This is a genomic window from uncultured Paenibacillus sp. (assembly GCF_963515335.1).
Lineage (GTDB): Bacteria > Bacillota > Bacilli > Paenibacillales > Paenibacillaceae > Paenibacillus_I.
In genome coordinates, this window is sequence record NZ_CAUPYC010000010.1 from 37,245 (window position 1) to 53,929 (window position 16,685).

15 protein-coding genes are annotated in these 16,685 nt (G+C 49.4%); 13 read left to right on the forward strand and 2 right to left on the reverse strand.

The features are described from left to right. Window positions 1-17 precede the first annotated feature (17 nt). Together selD and mnmH are read left to right on the forward strand one after the other, a co-directional pair. A complete protein-coding gene (gene selD, locus RWM61_RS05715; protein ID WP_313998363.1) occupies window positions 18-1,073 on the forward strand; it encodes a selenide, water dikinase SelD in 1,056 nt (351 codons plus the stop codon). A 36-nt stretch (window positions 1,074-1,109) separates the two neighbouring features. Next, window positions 1,110-2,150, forward strand: a complete 1,041-nt coding sequence (gene mnmH / locus RWM61_RS05720) for a tRNA 2-selenouridine(34) synthase MnmH (protein WP_313998365.1) — start codon at window positions 1,110-1,112, stop codon at window positions 2,148-2,150. Window positions 2,151-2,275: 125 nt separating this feature from the next. Here the strand turns inward: mnmH and RWM61_RS05725 are convergent, their stop codons facing one another. Both RWM61_RS05725 and RWM61_RS05730 read right to left on the reverse strand, forming a co-directional pair. After that, window positions 2,276-3,394, reverse strand: coding sequence for an ATP-binding protein (locus RWM61_RS05725; RefSeq protein ID WP_313998367.1), 1,119 nt, complete (start codon window positions 3,392-3,394; stop codon window positions 2,276-2,278). 41 nt (window positions 3,395-3,435) lie between these two features. Further along, window positions 3,436-3,858 carry a VanZ family protein gene (locus RWM61_RS05730; RefSeq protein WP_313998369.1) on the reverse strand — a complete coding sequence of 141 codons (423 nt, stop codon included), beginning with the start codon at window positions 3,856-3,858 and terminating at the stop codon, window positions 3,436-3,438. Between the two features lie 399 nt (window positions 3,859-4,257). On the opposite strand from RWM61_RS05730, the gene RWM61_RS05735 reads away from it, so the two are divergent. From RWM61_RS05735 to RWM61_RS05785, 11 genes are all read left to right on the forward strand, one after another. Further along, a complete protein-coding gene (locus tag RWM61_RS05735) occupies window positions 4,258-5,016 on the forward strand; it encodes a Wzz/FepE/Etk N-terminal domain-containing protein (protein WP_313998371.1) in 759 nt (252 codons plus the stop codon). After that, the gene (locus tag RWM61_RS05740; protein ID WP_313998373.1) at window positions 4,997-5,686 is read left to right on the forward strand and encodes a CpsD/CapB family tyrosine-protein kinase; all 690 of its coding nucleotides are present in this window, start codon (window positions 4,997-4,999) and stop codon (window positions 5,684-5,686) included. The genes RWM61_RS05735 and RWM61_RS05740 overlap by 20 nt, the downstream gene beginning before the upstream one ends. A gap of 246 nt (window positions 5,687-5,932) precedes the next feature. Next, entirely contained in the window at window positions 5,933-6,835 is a 903-nt protein-coding gene (gene galU, locus RWM61_RS05745) for a UTP--glucose-1-phosphate uridylyltransferase GalU (protein WP_313998375.1), read from the forward strand. Window positions 6,836-6,837: 2 nt separating this feature from the next. Beyond that, window positions 6,838-7,527, forward strand: coding sequence for a sugar transferase (locus tag RWM61_RS05750; RefSeq protein WP_313998377.1), 690 nt, complete (start codon window positions 6,838-6,840; stop codon window positions 7,525-7,527). 58 nt (window positions 7,528-7,585) lie between these two features. Beyond that, on the forward strand, window positions 7,586-9,163 hold the full coding sequence (gene murJ, locus RWM61_RS05755) for a murein biosynthesis integral membrane protein MurJ (protein ID WP_313998380.1): 1,578 nt from the start codon (window positions 7,586-7,588) through the stop codon (window positions 9,161-9,163). Between the two features lies 1 nt (window position 9,164). Then, a complete protein-coding gene (locus tag RWM61_RS05760) occupies window positions 9,165-10,319 on the forward strand; it encodes a glycosyltransferase family 4 protein (RefSeq protein ID WP_313998382.1) in 1,155 nt (384 codons plus the stop codon). Then, window positions 10,309-11,451 carry a glycosyltransferase family 4 protein gene (locus tag RWM61_RS05765; RefSeq protein ID WP_313998384.1) on the forward strand — a complete coding sequence of 381 codons (1,143 nt, stop codon included), beginning with the start codon at window positions 10,309-10,311 and terminating at the stop codon, window positions 11,449-11,451. Before RWM61_RS05760 ends, RWM61_RS05765 begins: the two co-directional genes overlap by 11 nt. After that, a complete protein-coding gene (locus RWM61_RS05770) occupies window positions 11,448-12,575 on the forward strand; it encodes a glycosyltransferase family 4 protein (protein ID WP_313998386.1) in 1,128 nt (375 codons plus the stop codon). Before RWM61_RS05765 ends, RWM61_RS05770 begins: the two co-directional genes overlap by 4 nt. 108 nt (window positions 12,576-12,683) lie before the next feature. Beyond that, a complete protein-coding gene (locus tag RWM61_RS05775) occupies window positions 12,684-14,171 on the forward strand; it encodes an O-antigen ligase family protein (protein WP_313998388.1) in 1,488 nt (495 codons plus the stop codon). Then, window positions 14,171-15,325: a glycosyltransferase gene (locus RWM61_RS05780; protein WP_313998390.1), complete on the forward strand. Its 1,155-nt coding sequence runs from the start codon at window positions 14,171-14,173 to the stop codon at window positions 15,323-15,325. The genes RWM61_RS05775 and RWM61_RS05780 overlap by 1 nt, the downstream gene beginning before the upstream one ends. Further along, on the forward strand, window positions 15,291-16,667 hold the full coding sequence (locus RWM61_RS05785) for a sugar phosphate nucleotidyltransferase (protein WP_313998392.1): 1,377 nt from the start codon (window positions 15,291-15,293) through the stop codon (window positions 16,665-16,667). Before RWM61_RS05780 ends, RWM61_RS05785 begins: the two co-directional genes overlap by 35 nt. Window positions 16,668-16,685 lie beyond the last annotated feature (18 nt).

Sequence of the window (16,685 nt, forward strand, 5' to 3'; positions counted from 1 at the left end):
AGGGAGGAATGGCGATCATGTCCAAAACCGGGAAAATCAAGCTGACCAGTCTGTCGAGCAAAGGCGGCTGCGGCTGCAAAATCGGGCCGGCCGACCTGGCGCAGGTGCTTCGCAGCCTGCCTCCGGCGGAGCCGAACCCGAATCTGCTCGTCGGGCTCGATACGAGCGACGACGCCGGCGTATTCCGGCTGACGGGCGAGCTGGCGCTCGTGCAGACGGTCGATTTTTTCACGCCGATCGTGGACGATCCTTATGATTTCGGCCAGGTGGCCGCGGCGAATGCGATCAGCGATATTTACGCGATGGGCGGCAAGCCGCTGACGGTGCTGAACATCGTCGCGTTCCCGATTCACACGCTCGACAAGCAGGTGCTGGCCGACATGCTGCGCGGCGCGGCCGATAAAGTGAAGGAGGCCGGCGCCACGCTGGTCGGCGGCCATTCGATCGACGATAAAGAGCCGAAGTTCGGGCTGGCGGTGACCGGGCTCGTGCACCCGGGGAAGGTCCGGACCAATGCCGGCGCCAGGCCGGGGGACAAGCTCATTCTGACCAAGCCGATCGGCGTCGGCATTCTGACGACCTCCATCAAGAAGGACCAATTGAGCGGGGAAGAAGTGGCGCGGGTTACGCGCGTCATGACGACGCTGAACAAGACGGCGGCGGAGACGATGGAGCCTTACGAGGTGCACGCCTGCACCGACGTAACCGGCTTCGGCCTGCTGGGCCACGCCTCGGAGATGGCCAAGGGCAGCGGCGCAGGCATCCGGATCGCGAAGTCCAAGGTGCCGGTGCTGCCCCGCGTTCGGGAGCTGGCGGAAGCGGGCTTCGTGCCGGGCGGCACGAAGAACAATTACGCCCATCTGGAAGGCTCGGTCACGTTCGATGAGGGCATCGATCAGATCGATCAGTGGATTCTGTGCGATGCGGTCACCTCCGGCGGACTGCTGATTTCGGTTGCGTCGTCCGCGGCCGACGAGCTGCTCGGCAAGCTGCGGGAGGCGGGCGTCGACGCGCATCCGATCGGCGAGGTGACGGCCGGGGAGGCCGGGCACATCGCGGTTGTGAACGAGTAGCGGCGCAAGGACACTTCAAAGGAGCTGTGCGACGATATGTTTCAGGATATAACCGTGGAGGAACTGCTCGAGCTTCAGCGCAAGGGAGAGGTTTCCCTGATCGACGTCCGCTCGCCGTCCGAATACGAAGAGTCGACGATTCCGGGGAGCGTCAACATTCCGCTGTTCGACGATGCGGAGCGCGCCGAGGTCGGCACGCTGTACAAGCAGGAAAGCGTCGATGCGGCGAAGGACAAAGGGCTTGAGCTCGTATCGCGCAAGCTGCCGGGTTTCGTGCGGGCGATCGGCGAGACGCCCGGTTCGCGCAAGGCAGTCTTCTGCTGGCGGGGCGGCATGCGCAGCCGGACGTCGGCGACGCTCGCCTCCCTGATGGGACTGCGCATGCTGCGCTTGACCGGCGGCTTCCGCGCCTACCGCAAATGGGTTGTCGATACGCTGGCAAGCTTCCGCGAGCTGCCGCCTTGCTACGTGATCAACGGCTATACCGGCTCGGGCAAAACGGAACTGCTCGCCCGGCTCGAAGAGCGCGGCTATCCCGTCCTGAACCTGGAGCAGATGGCCGGGCACCGCGGTTCCATCTTCGGACATATCGGCAAGGCGCCGAACAACCAGAAGTCGTTCGAATCGCTGCTCGTTCACGAGCTGCTCCGTTGGCGCGAGGCGCCTTATCTTGTGATGGAAGCGGAGAGCAAGAGGGTGGGCAAGGTCGTGCTGCCCGACTTCCTCGTGAAAGCGAAGGAGGAGGGAACGGCGATTTTCGTCGATATTCCGGTTGAAGAGAGAGTCGCGAACATCATCGGCGATTACAAGCCGCAGCTGCATAAGGAGGATTGCCTCCGCTCATTCGAGCGTATCGAGAAGCGGATGCATACGCCGGTGGCCGCGGAGGTCCGGGCCGCCCTGCTCGGCAACCGGTTCGCCGAAGCGGTCAGGCTGCTGCTGCTCCACTATTACGACCCCCGCTATCAATATGCGACCGAGCAGTACGAGACGGACCGCATCACCATAACGGCCTCCGGCGTGGACGAAGCGTTGGAGCGCGTTGTGCGGGTGCTGCCGCCTCTGCCGGCCGGTTGAATGGAGAAAAGGCCATTTCAGAGTCCTGCTGGACTTCTGAGATGGCCTTTTCTGTATCCGGTCAATTCATGCACACCCGGCACAACGGTCCTGCTGTAGCAATGCTCGCGCAGGCGAACAAACAATCACGGCCTGTCAGCCGTGACCGGAAGCCTGATGCAGAACGTCGTGCCTTCTCCGACGACGCTGCTCACCGTAAGCCTGCCGCCATGATCCTGTACGATTTTGTGGCAGATGGACAGGCCCAGACCGGTGCCGCTCTCTTTGGTCGTATAGAAAGGCATAAAAATATTCGGCAATTCATCCTGCGGAATGCCGGGACCCGAATCTTCTATTTCGAGAACGAGTTCATCCATCATCAGCTTCGCCTTAATGCGGATATGCCCGGGTTCTTTCATCGCCTCGATCGCGTTTCTTACAATGTTCAGGAGCACCTGTACGATTTTATCGCGGTCAACGACAACGAACAGGGACCGGTCGACGTTGAAAAGCGAGAGCGAAATCGTATGTCCTTGCGAAACGGCCTGGGATTCGCTCATGAACCTTACCCTCTCGAGCATTTCGCACACGGACGCCTGCTTCATATCGTCCATATGAGGCTTGGAGAACTGCAAAAATTCACCCGTTAATTCATTCATCCTGGTGATCTCGTGCATGATGATCTCGTACCAGGGCTTTATGTTGTAATTCTGGCTTTGCGACAGCTGCAAGAACCCTTTCAAGGTCGTCAACGGGTTGCGGATTTCATGGGCCATGCCGGCTGCCAATTCGCCGACGATTTTCATTTTCTCGGAGCGAAGCATCTCTTCTTCCTGTTTCAGGCTAAGCGTTCGCTTATTGAAAAACAGCTTGTCCTCGGCAATCGACATCAATTGCTGCGGAGAGCCTGCGTCCTGCGGGAAAAAAGCCAGACTGTACGCCGCGTAATAGCCCGGCGAGTTGGCATTCAATGCCGCCATCCTCTCATTCGCCATCCGCGGCTTTTGGGGAAGGAGCATGGCGAACCGGTCTCCCGCGTATCGGGCCATCGCAATCGCATCGGGAAAGGATGCCTGGAGCAGATTCGAGATGCTTACCAGCAGCTCGGTTCCGCTTGCGATACCCGAATGGCTCGCACTGTTGAAAACCCGAAAATCCAGCAGCACCAGTATAAAGCTCCGGTTGTCCTCGCGGATCAATCCGGACATGCAAGCGATGAAGCTTTCATAATTCAATAGATTGGTCTGTGTATCGAGTGTCGTCACAACGTTCACATCCTTGCGTGCGGGTAGAGAGACAAAGGGGTTCAGATACGATCCGTCGTCCTATTCGGTTCCTCATCCAGGAGAATCCGGGTTGCTGCGAAAGCGGCGGCGATGCCGGCGCTGTCGATAAACACATCTATCAATCTCCCGTCCCGGGTGAAATACATTTGCAGGATTTCGGTCAAAACAGCGAACCCCACCGACAAATACAAACCGTTCCTGCTCCGGGAACCGAGAGTGAGAATGAAACCGAGAATGAAAAAGCCGAAGAAATGGCCCAGCTTCTGCTGAAGCATGCTTTGCGTCGCAAAAATATTCGTAACAAGCAGGAACTCGCTCCAATCCGGATCGCTGTCGAACGTGAAACGCACCTGATGGTACGCCAGCAGATCGTCAAAGCTTGCCGTACTGGTGCCGACAAACAACAAGATGCTCCAGACCGCGCCGGAAGCAATCCTCAGCAACCGCAGTTGAACCAGCCCCTTGTTCGGATAACTCTGCTTTTGATTATAATTCGATGCGAATAATTCCACAAGATTGAAATGGATTGCAGACGACATATTTCCAAAAAGAAAGAGTGGAAGTGTGAAAGTTGAAAAAGAATGTATTTACAAAGTTATTCAAAATGAATTATAATCAAGTCGACAAATTCTCTATACGCATAATACGTGGTAACCCTTACAGGCGTGTCGAATAACCGCAAGGAGTTGAAAACAGGATGAAAATGCCAAGCGCCGCCCTTACGGAATGAAAGAAACGCAAATTTTTTTGCATACATGGTCGCGTAATGAATAACTTTTTCAAGGGGCATGAGAACGGGTGCGGATGCGGCGACTTAACTTTGAGCTAACGGAGGATACATTTTGGAACTGAAACAGTATTGGAGCATCGTGAGGAAGCGGCTGTGGCTGATCGCGCTGCTCGTCATCGTCAGCGGCACGGCAACCGGTTTGTATTCTTATTTGTACGCGGATAAGCAGTATGAGGCGTCCACGAAGCTCGTCGTCAACCAGAAGAAAGAAGCGTCGGCACTTTCAGCGCAATTGGAGCTGGCCGCAATCAATTCCAACATCGAGCTCATCAAAACCTACAAGGAAATTATCAAGACCCCGCGGATTATGGATAAGGTGGCGGCGCAGTATCCGGATATCGGCTTAACGTCCGACCAGCTGATCAGGAAAGTAAGCGTCAGCGCGGTGAACGATACCCAGGTGATGTCGGTGACGGCCGGCGACGTCAGTTACGTACAAGCGGCGAAAATCGTAAATGCCGTCTCCAAAGTGTTCCAGCAGGAGGTTCCCCTGATTCTGCAGGTGGACAATGTGAGCATTCTGAACGAGGCCAGCCTGAAGGCAAAGCCGGCGCCCGTCTCTCCGAAGCCGAACCTGAATATCGCGATCAGCCTCGTACTCTCCCTGATGATCGGACTCGGCATCACATTCCTGATCGATTATCTGGACGACACGATCAAGACCGAGGAGGATGTGGCGGAAGTATTCGGCGTCCGGGCGCTCACGCTCATACCCCGCATGAAGACGAGCGACATCGAGACGGTTCGCGAGAAACGCGGCCTAACAACGATGGTGAAAAGGGGGGAGCGCAATGTCGAGCTCGACGCGTAGCTATCCGTTGATAACCGAAAGCAATCCGAAATCGCCGATTTCGGAAGCTTACAAAATACTGCGCACCAACATCCAATTCTCTAATCTGGATACGGACATTCAGACGATCATGGTGACTTCCGCAGCCATGGGCGAGGGCAAAAGCACGACCTCCGCGAACCTGGCGGTAGCCTATGCGCAGGCGGGGAAAAAGGTGCTGATCATCGACGCCGACCTGCGGAAGCCGACGCAGCACCATATTTTCCGCGTATCCAACCGTGTCGGGCTGACTTCGGTGCTGAGCCATCAGAGCCCTCTCGGTTCCGCCCTGCTGGATACGACGGTGGAGCAGTTATCCATCATCCCGTCGGGGCCGATCCCCCCGAACCCGTCCGAAATACTCGCTTCCAAGCGGATGAGTTCCATGCTGGACGATTTGAAATCGCAGTTCGACATCATCATCATCGATACGCCGCCGACTCTGGCCGTGACGGATGCCCAGATCATGGCTGCGCAAAGCGACGGGGTGCTTATGGTCGTGGATGCCGGCAAGGTGAAGAAGGAAGCCGCGGCCAGGGCCAAGGCCGGCCTCGATATGGTCGGCGCGAAGCTGCTCGGCGTCGTGCTCAACAATATCAGCCGCAGCAGCGCGGAAGGCTATTACTACTACTATTACGGCGAGCGCAAATAACGATAATCGATAAGCTTTCAGGTCATGTCTCCTGCACCTTTATCACGGGAGGCACTCGGTCACGCTGTGGGTTCAACGGACCTTAGACGTTTATCGTCGAGGGTGTGACGTGAGGATGGGTTTAATGCCCTTTTTGTCATGTTAGAAATCCCAGCTATATGTTCCAACTGGTGGATGATATAGCTGGGTGTTTCTAACATCAGTTATTAATCCGTTTGCGTTTGGAGGAGAGGAGAGGTGATCGAGATGAAAAAAGTAAGGAAGGCCATCATTCCGGCAGCCGGTCTGGGCACCCGTTTCCTTCCGGCTACCAAGGCGATGCCGAAGGAAATGCTGCCGATCGTGGATAAGCCCACGATCCAGTACATTGTGGAGGAAGCGATCGAATCCGGCATCGAGTCGATTATTATCGTGACCGGCAAAGGAAAACGGGCGATTGAAGATCACTTCGACATCGCCTTTGAGCTCGAGCATACCCTGGAGGAGAAGGAGAAGTACGACCTGCTCGAGGAAGTTCGGCGCTCATCGAACGTGGAAATTCACTACATAAGGCAGAAAGAGGCCAGAGGGCTGGGGCACGCGGTCTGGTGCGCACGGCATTTCATCGGGGATGAGCCGTTTGCCGTTCTGCTCGGCGACGACATCGTGCAGGCGGAGGTGCCGTGCACCAGGCAGCTGATCCGGCAGTACGAACAAAGCGGCCGCTCGGTGATCGGCGTGCAGGCGGTCGACGTGGAACTGACGCACCGCTACGGCATTGTGGATCCGCTTGAAGCGATGGGACGGCTGTACGAGGTGCATCGCTTCGTGGAGAAGCCGCCGGTCGGGCTGGCGCCGTCGAACCTGGCGATCATGGGCCGGTACGTGCTGACGCCGGAAATCTTCGATTACCTGGAGCGGCAGGAGGCCGGCGCGGGCGGGGAAATCCAGCTGACGGACGCCATTCAACAATTGAACTTATACCAAGGCGTCTTCGCCTATAATTTCGAGGGAATCCGATACGACGTAGGGGAGAAGCTCGGGTTTATCCTGACCAGCCTCGACTTCGCCTTGCGCAACAAGGAGCTGCAGCGCCCGCTTATGACGGCGTTGGAAGAGCTCGTGGAACGGGAACGCAAGAGCACGCTGCTGGCAGCGAGAGGTGAGTGACAATGACGCACCCACATCCGAATGAGGCCGAGGCCGTCATGCATGCCAATCCGTATTATCCGCTTGCGGAGCGGCGGGGCACGCGCGGTCTTTATTTCATATGCAAGCGCGGGATCGATATTATGGCGTCTTTGGCGGGGCTGTTCCTTCTGGCCCCTCTTTTTATTGTGCTGGCGGTGCTGATCAAGCTGGAGGATCCGCGGGGCGCGGTGTTTTTCAGCCAAAACCGCATCGGCAAGGACGAGAAGCCGTTCCGGATGTACAAATTCCGCTCGATGGTATCCAACGCAGAAGAACTGCTGCAGGATCTGCTGCACCAGAACGAGATCAGCGGCGCGATGTTCAAGATGAAGGAAGACCCGCGGATCACGAGAATCGGCAGAATCATCCGCAAAACCAGCATCGACGAGCTCCCGCAGCTGTTCAATGTGCTGAAAGGCGACATGTCGCTCGTCGGCCCGCGCCCGCCGCTTCCGCGCGAGGTGGAGGAGTACACCGATTACGACAAGCTGCGCTTGACGGTGACGCCCGGCTGCACGGGGCTGTGGCAGGTGAGCGGACGGAACGAGCTCAGCTTCGCCGAGATGGTGCAGCTGGATCTGGAGTACATAGAGCAAAGAAGTCCGATGCTTGATACGAAAATCTTGTTCAAGACAGTGAAAGTAATGGCCGGTTCGAAAGATGCGTTTTAAATAAAATACTTCACTTCGTATAACCCTATTATCGGTACACAGGAGGCAACAGTAGGAAGTGGGCAGTGCTTCGATAAAGAAAAACGCCATTCTCGTCATGGTTCTGACCCTGATTAGTTCAGTATTGGGATTTGCGAGAGAATCCTATATTGCCTATGCGTTCGGGGCGTCCAGATATACTGACGCCTATTACGTCGCTTTTGTAGTTCCCGATATAATCGCCGGTTGGATTGGATTTGCTTTAACGAATGCACTCATCCCCGTCTTAAAAAAAGAATATCAGTTCTCTCAGAGATCAGGCATATCGCTTATCAACCATGCATTTTATTTCGTTTTCTCAGTCTCCATTCTCCTGACCTTATTTGCCTACTTGTTCAGAAACGAAATCATTGAGTTGTTAGCTCCTGCTTTTACTGGAGAGCAGCGTGAAATTGGCGTACAGATGCTGACTATTATGCTTTTTGCCATCGTTTTTTCCGCCTTCTCAGGCCTTTTCGGCGGAATAAACAACAGCTTTGAAAGTTATCTTTTTCCAGCCCTTGTCGGTATTTTTTTTAACTCATTTTTTTTCTTGGGACTAGTGGGATTTGAGCCGTTTTTTGGAGTGAACGCTTTGGCCTATGGTTTTTTAATCGGAGTAGTAGGAAGATTCACAATCCAGGTTATTCCATTAGTAAAACGTAAGCAACTTACACTCCGAGTGACAGAGATGTGGCACCCTAAACTTACCGAGTCGGTAATCGGTATGCTGCCGATTTTTCTTAGCCAAGCAGTGATGCAAACAAATCAGATCGTGGATCGCATTTTGGCGTCGGGTTTACCGGAAGGGCAGGTCAGTAACTTAAATTACGCATCAAAGTTGGGGTTGCTTCCCATAGGATTGATTGGAAGCTCCATTGCCGTCACCACGTATACTCGGTTTGTGAATTATCACATCAATTCTGAATCAACACAGGCAGAAGCGCTCCTTAATAGGGCCATAACATGGATCATGCTTGCCGCGTTTGTTATCGGCGGGGGGTTTTTGTTCTTTGGGGAATCGCTGGTTTCATTTTTTTATTACCAAGGAGCCTTTAAACTCCAAGATGTGGAGACAACCACTATACTTTTGAAAGTTTATGGCGGGTTTGCACTCTTTTATATGTTATTACCCATAATATCGCAATACTATTTTGCTCAAAAAGGCGGCAAGCATCTTCTGCTTTCTTCTTCTATTTCTGTAATCATCAATATATCGCTTGGCTTTCTGATGGCCCCCATATACGGTGCAGTAGGATTGGTGGTTGCGAGCGGCATTGCTTCGTTCATTAATGTAGCTATCCTGTATGTTATTGCTATAAAAAAGTTGAGAAAGCACTTATTTCGGAATCTGGGCCATATCGTTATGGATGTGTTGCCGACAGGACTGTTAATTTGGGTCGGTTTGTTTTTGGTTCCGGAACTCTGGCCGACACCTGGTTTAAAAGAAAAGCTTCTTTTACTATTCAGGGGGGTTACAGCATTAATTGTTTCGGGAATTGCTGTAATAGCTTATGTATTCACTTTCCGAAAAGGTGAAGTCAGCGAGGTAATCTTGGCGTTGGTCTTGCGATTTATACGTAAGCCTAACCGAACCCCTATAAAGGAGAAACTCTAAAGTGACAGGATTTAATGTGCAGAGACAACGAAAAAAGTTGCTCATCGTACGAGGAAGTTCGCAATACGTAAATCCTGAGAACTATAACGTACAGGAGATCGGACTCGGTAAAGTACTGACTCAACTAGGTTGGGATGTTACGATTCTTTCCTCCGGTCCAAAAGAGGTAATTAACCAATATGGCGATAATTTAAGATGGATTGAATTAAAGAGGGTTGGCGGGAAATTTGGTTATCCCCGCTCCAGCTTCTCACGGATATTGTCGATAGGGGCCGATTTGATTCAAATACAGGATTTGACTAATGTTTCAACCTACATCGCTTATGCGGCTTCCATTCGGAGTGGGACGCCGCTTGTAATGTCATATGGAGAATATGCCGCGAAAAATCGGATCAAACGATGGGTGAATCACTTTATTTCGGCAAGTGTCAGGGGACGTATCAGAAGCGTGTTATGCAAAACAAACAGTGCAATGCGCCATGCCGAAACATTGCGGCTGCCGGGATTATGTTACGCTCCGATTGGAATCGACAACGCAGCCTACATTAATAACATAAATGAGAATGTGAGTTTACTGGCTGAAATAGCAACATCTCGAAGATCGGGCAAGAAAATTATTTGCCATATCGGAAGGATGGATAAGGAAGATAATATCGAATTCCTATTAAATGTTATACACAGGCTAGGTGATAGCTATGCATTGCTTTTGATTGGGGAGCCGAAGAAATATGTTCAAAGCAACGAAAAGTTTGCTGCAATACAGGAACGGATAATTTGTACGGGTAAAATTCCGAACAAATTCATCGGTTTGTATTTGGCTGCCTCCGATTTATATGCTGCCTGCTCCAAATATGAAATATTCGGTATGTCGGCTGCGGAAAGTATCTTCCATGGTTGTCCCGTTATCGGTTATGCAACAGGCGGTATTGCGGAGATCATAACCGACGGAAGCAACGGTATCTTAATGAAAACTCGGAAACCTGAGGAGTGGGCGGCTCGAATCGCTCACTTATTCCACAATGGCGAATCTGACGAGTTAAAGGCGGGGTGTCACGAGACAAGACAACAGTTGACTTGGGAGCATAGGGCTTTAGTTTATGACAATGTTTATAGAAACGTGTTAAAAGAAGGCGGGTGGGTATCCAGTGGCACTTAACGTTATGTTCGTGAATCACACGGCCAGGATGGGCGGTGCTGAGAAGGTGTTATTTCAGTATTTGAAACACATCGACCGTAATCGTATTCAACCGATTCTAATATCACCCGAGGGAGAGTTATCCGTTGCATCCCAAAAAGAAGGCATTAAATGGGTAGCACTCAATGACTTCGATCAGATGACAACGACCAGAAGCCGACTAAAAATCAAGGATGCGTATTTGGCGTTTAAATCCTTGTATAAATTGCGGAATTTGGTTGCGAAGTATAATCCGGATGTTCTGTTTAGTAATTCTGTTAAAGCCCATGTGATGGTTAACGGTATGAAGCAAAAAGTGCCCACAGTGATGAGACTACACGACTTTCCACAAACATTTGACGGCTTGTCGCTAAGACTCCTGCGCGTGGCAGTCAAAAACGTCGATCATGTCAGTTGTGTGTCTCAGAGTGTAGCGGACAATTTGAGAGCAATAATACATACTCATGAAAAAATTAGTTCGACTTACAACGGAGTTGCCGCAATGCAGGAAGCGGTTGAAAGCATCCAACATGTGCAGAGGAAACGAATCGTTGTTGCTGGCTGGCTGCTCGAATGGAAAGGATTCGACGTATTCGTTGACGCAGTCAATTCCATTGCCGACAAGCTTCCAGAATGGGAATTCGTGATTGCCGGAGCGGTTGCCGAGGATGTGCTGGAAAGCGGCGACTACGCCGTTAAACTGCGAGAAAAAGTGGCGAACTCGCCACACGCAAACCGCATCACGTTTCATGGCGGGTACCATAAGATTAGCGAAGTGGCATGCTGCGCATCACATTGTATTTTTGTTCAACCCTCAACGAGACCGGATCCGCTTCCTACAGTGTTATTGGAAGCTGCCTCACTAGGGCTGCCGATCATTTCATCCAAGTTAGGTGGAAGTAAAGAAATCCTTGTGCAAGGGGAAACGGGGTTTCTGGTCTCGCCTACGCCGGAAGAAGTAGCGGAAAAAATGATGGAACTAGCTGAGAACAGTGAACTGCGCGGCAATTTAGGTAGAAAAGCGAAGTTAGATAACGAAGAGCGGTTCACGATGCAAGCATATGTCGATGGAATTACAAAGATTATCGAATCGTTCACCGGAGGTAGGCCATGAATAAGAAAAGTGTTTTAATCATCAACTCCGGCAGTTTGCCAATGCCTCCGGTGGACGGGGGGGCGATTCAGCAAGTCTTGCATCAAATTGCAATGGGTCTCTCGTTGCGGGGATGGAAAGTTGGAGTGCTCACAATAACAAACCAAGAATCGGAAGAAGCCCAATTGCAGGAAGAAGCCCGGTCAGTCAAATGGTACAAAATTAAGGGCAGATTACAATCGGGGGGCATTTCGGGTATTTTCTCGGCCCAAAAAATACTCAGACAAAGTTTGGCTTCCATACCTCCGAATGAATACGAAAATGTAATTATATATGATCCTTATTTGGCTGGCACGGTTAATAGATGGAGTTCTGGCACCAATATCATTTGGAGTGTCCATAATGTAAGAAACCGCACTTCCTTATTAGTGAAAATTTGGTCTAGACATATTAGTAAGGTCGTCAGTATCAGTCGTTTTCTGAAAGAAACGATTGATCCAACATTATCTAAGCGTAGTACAGTTATTCATGTTGTTATTCATAATCCGCTCTCGGAAAAATGGCTCAACGAGCAGCCAATTGAATTTAAAAAGGCTAACAGCATCCTATTTTGCGGTCGGTTAATCCCTGAAAAGGGATTGGATGTTCTAGTAAAAGCAATTAACCTGTTATCTGAAAGACAGAGAAAAACTGTGAAACTTGGTATAGCGGGTAGTACTCATTTCAAAGGAGCCTCAGAAAGCGAATACTCTACACATGTTCGTGACCTTCTTGAAAAAAGTGATATTAATTACAAATTTCTTGGCTTCATCGACCATAAGGAACTTCATAATGTGTACGATGCTTACCAAATTCTTGTAATACCCAGTAATTGGGCGGAACCAGCTACGCTAGTCGCTGGTGAAGGGCAAGCGAGAGATTGCATCGTTATTTCGAGCACGGCAGGTGGGTTGCCTGAAATGGTTTCTCCAACATGGCATCCTTATTTAGTTCCTCCAGGAGACGCCGAGCGACTCACAGAAGTGCTGAGTAAAGTCATTGACTTTAATCATGAGGGGTATTCTGAAGAGGTAAAACTGTGGCTCAAAAAAGAGTTCCACATTCAGCATATCGTTACTCAGTGGGAGCGACTGCTTATTTTATAATTTCACCCTTTAATGGACACTCAAACAGTCACACAAATAGATCAATAGGGTAATCGAGTACATTCACTACCCTCATCGTTTTAAAACATTTCTCAAGGAGCTGGATAAATGAATTACGGTTTACGCAACGTTTTGCCCATCTCTTTGGTAGCTCTTCTCGGGTTATCCACATCTTTTTTGAGTCTATTCGTAGGGTACCGATTAGTTTTATTGTTTATCTCTCTTGCTTTCGTGCTCTTTGTAGTTGCAAAGATAAGTACGCATCGGGTATTGTTTGTCACAACGAGCCTAATGCCTATCGTCTATATGCCGCTCGAATTTACTAATGGTCAGTATTATTCATTTACTTATGTTTTGCTTATTTTGTCGTTTGTATTGGCGTACAAATACCGCACATATGTCGCAAAATCAGATGCATTTGAGAAAGTCGCGATTGCAATCAGCATATATATTTTTATCCGTATATTGATCATTGGAGTATTTATAGAAGGCAACTCATTTGCCTCAAGTTTCAGCCTCTTATCCAGTGATTTAGCAAAAATCATTTCTGGTGTCATTTTTTATCGCTTAAGCAAATCTGACCAATTGAAACCAGATATCATACGCGGACTTTTTACTGCCTTTCTAGTGTTAATCGGTTTTCAAGTATATCAGACTTATGTCGGAGTTTATCGTTTGATTGACATTGGGTATATTGCCCCTCAATTCAATTACAATACTGCTTTGGGCGATATGCGTGCATTTTCAACGTTTTTGACACCCGTAGCTTTCGGTACATACCTCGCTATGATCATATCTTTTTTAATGTGGTCCTATGCCGAAAAACCAATGATTCGGTTTTTTAAATGGATCTTTATCGGAATCGGAATTATCGCTCTTATCTTTACTGAAACACGAGGAGCTTGGATTGCCTTTTTTTTATCGACTTTGATTATTTTAATGATATCACGAGTTATAAGTTGGACTCGGTTGATGATCTTCTCAATTTTATTCATTCCGATCATCACGATCAGCGTTATGCTATTTCCCGAAGTTTTTGTGAGATATGCTGACCGGCTTTCCACCATAACCGATTTAACCTATTCCTCCAATTCGATACGCCTTCAACTTTGGACAGGTGCAATGGAAGCTATTTCCAGAAACTGGTTGATTGGATACGGGCAAAGCGATTTTGCATTAGCCGTTTCAAGCTATATTCCGCAGAATCTATCTACTTTTACACACCCTCACGAAACCTATCTTGAATTTTTGTTCAAGTATGGAATCGTAGGATTTCTGCTTTATATTTCCTTGTTCATTATCACAGTATATAAACTTTTGAAGACTATTCGAGAACTTCCGATAGATAAAAGAAAATTATCCATTGTTGCTTCTGCTTTAGGCGCATCTCTAATTTTTATCTTTTCTTCTTTTACCGAATCTTTCTGGGGCAGTTATAACTTATACATCACTTTATTTTTGATAATAGGATTTGGTACACAGCAAAACAAAAAAGAAGGCAACTGTATGCCGCATATGGATAAGGAATATAACGTACCCCTAGTTCGATGCACGGAAGATGCTGATCAAAGTGTGAAAGTAAGGTGGGCTGACTAATGAATAATTTAAAAGTCGCTATCGTGCATGATTATTTGAATCAAATGGGAGGCGCGGAAAGGGTAGTGGGTGTTCTACGGAAAATGTTCCCTGAAGCACCGATATATACGAGTATAGTGGACCGCGATAAATTACTTCCGGAACTAAAAAGCGCTGAAATACAATCAACCTGGATGCAAAGAATACCTGGAATTATGAGTAAGTTCAAACTCTATTTTTGGTTGTACCCCTTTGCGATTAACACCATTGATTTAACGGATTATGATCTCGTAATCAGTTCAAGCAGTGCATATGCAAAAGGGATAAAAAAGCCTTCCCACGTTGTTCATTTATGCTACTGCCATACTCCCATGAGGTTTGCGTGGAATTTTGATTCGTATATGGAAGGCATGTCTGTTCCCAAGTGTTTAAAGAAAGTCGCACGATTCTTTACATATCCGTTAAAAAAATGGGATCTAGCGAATTCACACAAAGTCGATCAATTGATTGCCAATTCCACGGTTGTTAGAAGTCGTATTAAAGAATTTTATGGGATGGATTCACAAATCATTTTTCCCCCTGTAGATATAACTCGTTTTAGTATCAATAGAGAAGGAACCGATGATTATTACTTGGTTGTCTCAAGATTAGTTTCCTACAAAAGACTTGATTTAGCTATTAAAGCCTGCTCGAAAGCTGGAAAGAACCTGGTTGTAATCGGTGATGGACCCGATCGGAATAGACTGGAAGCTATGGCCGGCCCATCTGTGAAATTCATGGGAAGATTGAGCGATCGCGAAGTCGTGTGCTACATGCAGCGCTGCAAAGCATTTTTATTTCCCGGTCTTGAAGACTTTGGAATCACCCCTCTGGAAATCAATGCTTGCGGAAGACCGGTAGTTGCATTTCGTGGGGGTGGTGCCCTGGATACGATCAGGCCGGGCGTTAATGGTGTGTTTTTTGAAGAACCGACCGTGGAGTCTTTGCTAAAAGGGATACAAGCTCTTGAGACATGCGAATGGGACCCGCAGATAATCCGAAAGCATGCGGAAACCTTTAATGAGACTGTGTTTATGGAGAAATTACATACAATCATAACTTATGTTTTACAAAAGAAGAATGCCAAAAGGGAGGGGTTAGATGAAGGTCGTTCTATTGTCCGGGGGCTCCGGTAAACGCCTTTGGCCGTTATCGAATGACTCTAGATCCAAACAGTTCCTTAAAGTGCTCGTTGACCAAGAACATGGACAGCAATCAATGGTTCAGAGAGTCTGGAGCCAACTCGGACAATCGGGTTTGAAGAATTCAGCTATTTTAGCGACCAGTCGACCCCAAGTAGAAATGCTGCAAAGCCAGCTTGGATTTGATACAGAAATTATCGTCGAACCCGAACGCCGTGACACGTTTCCGGCTATAGCGCTCGCTGCTGGGCACTTGTACTCAGTTAAAGGCGTAAGCCTCCAGGAAGTGGTGATGGTTCTTCCCGTCGATCCCTACGTGGAAGACCACTTTTTCGACAAGCTGCATCACTTGGAAACCATTGTTCAACACACTCAAGCCGACCTCGGTCTGATCGGCGTCAAACCGGACCATCCCTCAGAGAAATTCGGCTATATCGTGCCGCATGGGGAAGTAACCCTTGTCAACGGAATTGAATATTATCGAGTTAGCCATTTCACGGAAAAACCCCGCGAGGAGAAGGCGCAGATGCTGATCGAACAGCAGGCGCTCTGGAACTGCGGGGTTTTTGCTTTTCGCCTGGAGTATGTCATCAATGAGATGATCGCCAGAGGCATCCCGATCCAATACGACGAGTTGCTGAAACAGTATGATCGGCTTGAAAAAATCAGCTTTGATTATGCGGTGGTCGAGAAAGCGAAGCACATCGTGGTAACGCCATATCAAGGGCAGTGGAAAGATCTCGGCACCTGGAACACGCTGACCGAAGAGATCCGTACTCCTCTCATCGGAAAAGGCTTGGTGACCGAGGATTGCGCGAATACCCATGTCATTAACGAGTTGGAAATTCCTATTACCGTCATCGGAGCTCCCAACCTTGTTGTTGCGGCAAGCCCGGACGGCATTCTTGTATCGGATAAAGACGCAAGCCCGCGAATCAAAGACGTCATGAAGCATCAAGAGCAAAGGCCGATGTACGAGGAGCGCCGCTGGGGGCGCTACCGCGTGCTTGATTACATCAAATACCCGGACGGCAGGGAAGTGCTGACCAAGCGAATTTGCATTTCAGCAGGTAAGAACCTCAGCTATCAATATCACATCAAGCGCAGTGAAGTTTGGACGATCGTTTCCGGCGAAGGCGAAATGGTGCTGGATGATGAGCTCCTGGAAGTTAAAAAAGGAGACGTTTTGGTCATTCCGGTAGGGACCAAACATAGTCTTCGGGCCACGAACGAGCTCGAGATTATTGAAGTGCAAACCGGAAGCGAGCTGGTTGAGGAAGATATTGTGCGGCTCGAGATGGATTGGCACGAAATTCTTCAGCTTTGCGCGCCTTAAAGGGAAAGCAACCTTGGA

Bases quoted from the DNA above. Each gene is read 5' to 3' on its own strand.
- RWM61_RS05740 (WP_313998373.1), top strand. From the start codon at position 4,997: ATGTCGAGCTCGACGCGTAGCTATCCGTTGATAACCGAAAGCAATCCG.
- RWM61_RS05770 (WP_313998386.1), top strand. From the start codon at position 11,448: ATGAATAAGAAAAGTGTTTTAATCATCAACTCCGGCAGTTTGCCAATG.
- selD (WP_313998363.1), top strand. From the start codon at position 18: ATGTCCAAAACCGGGAAAATCAAGCTGACCAGTCTGTCGAGCAAAGGC.
- galU (WP_313998375.1), top strand. From the start codon at position 5,933: ATGAAAAAAGTAAGGAAGGCCATCATTCCGGCAGCCGGTCTGGGCACC.
- RWM61_RS05750 (WP_313998377.1), top strand. From the start codon at position 6,838: ATGACGCACCCACATCCGAATGAGGCCGAGGCCGTCATGCATGCCAAT.
- mnmH (WP_313998365.1), top strand. From the start codon at position 1,110: ATGTTTCAGGATATAACCGTGGAGGAACTGCTCGAGCTTCAGCGCAAG.
- RWM61_RS05775 (WP_313998388.1), top strand. From the start codon at position 12,684: ATGAATTACGGTTTACGCAACGTTTTGCCCATCTCTTTGGTAGCTCTT.
- RWM61_RS05785 (WP_313998392.1), top strand. From the start codon at position 15,291: ATGAAGGTCGTTCTATTGTCCGGGGGCTCCGGTAAACGCCTTTGGCCG.
- RWM61_RS05780 (WP_313998390.1), top strand. From the start codon at position 14,171: ATGAATAATTTAAAAGTCGCTATCGTGCATGATTATTTGAATCAAATG.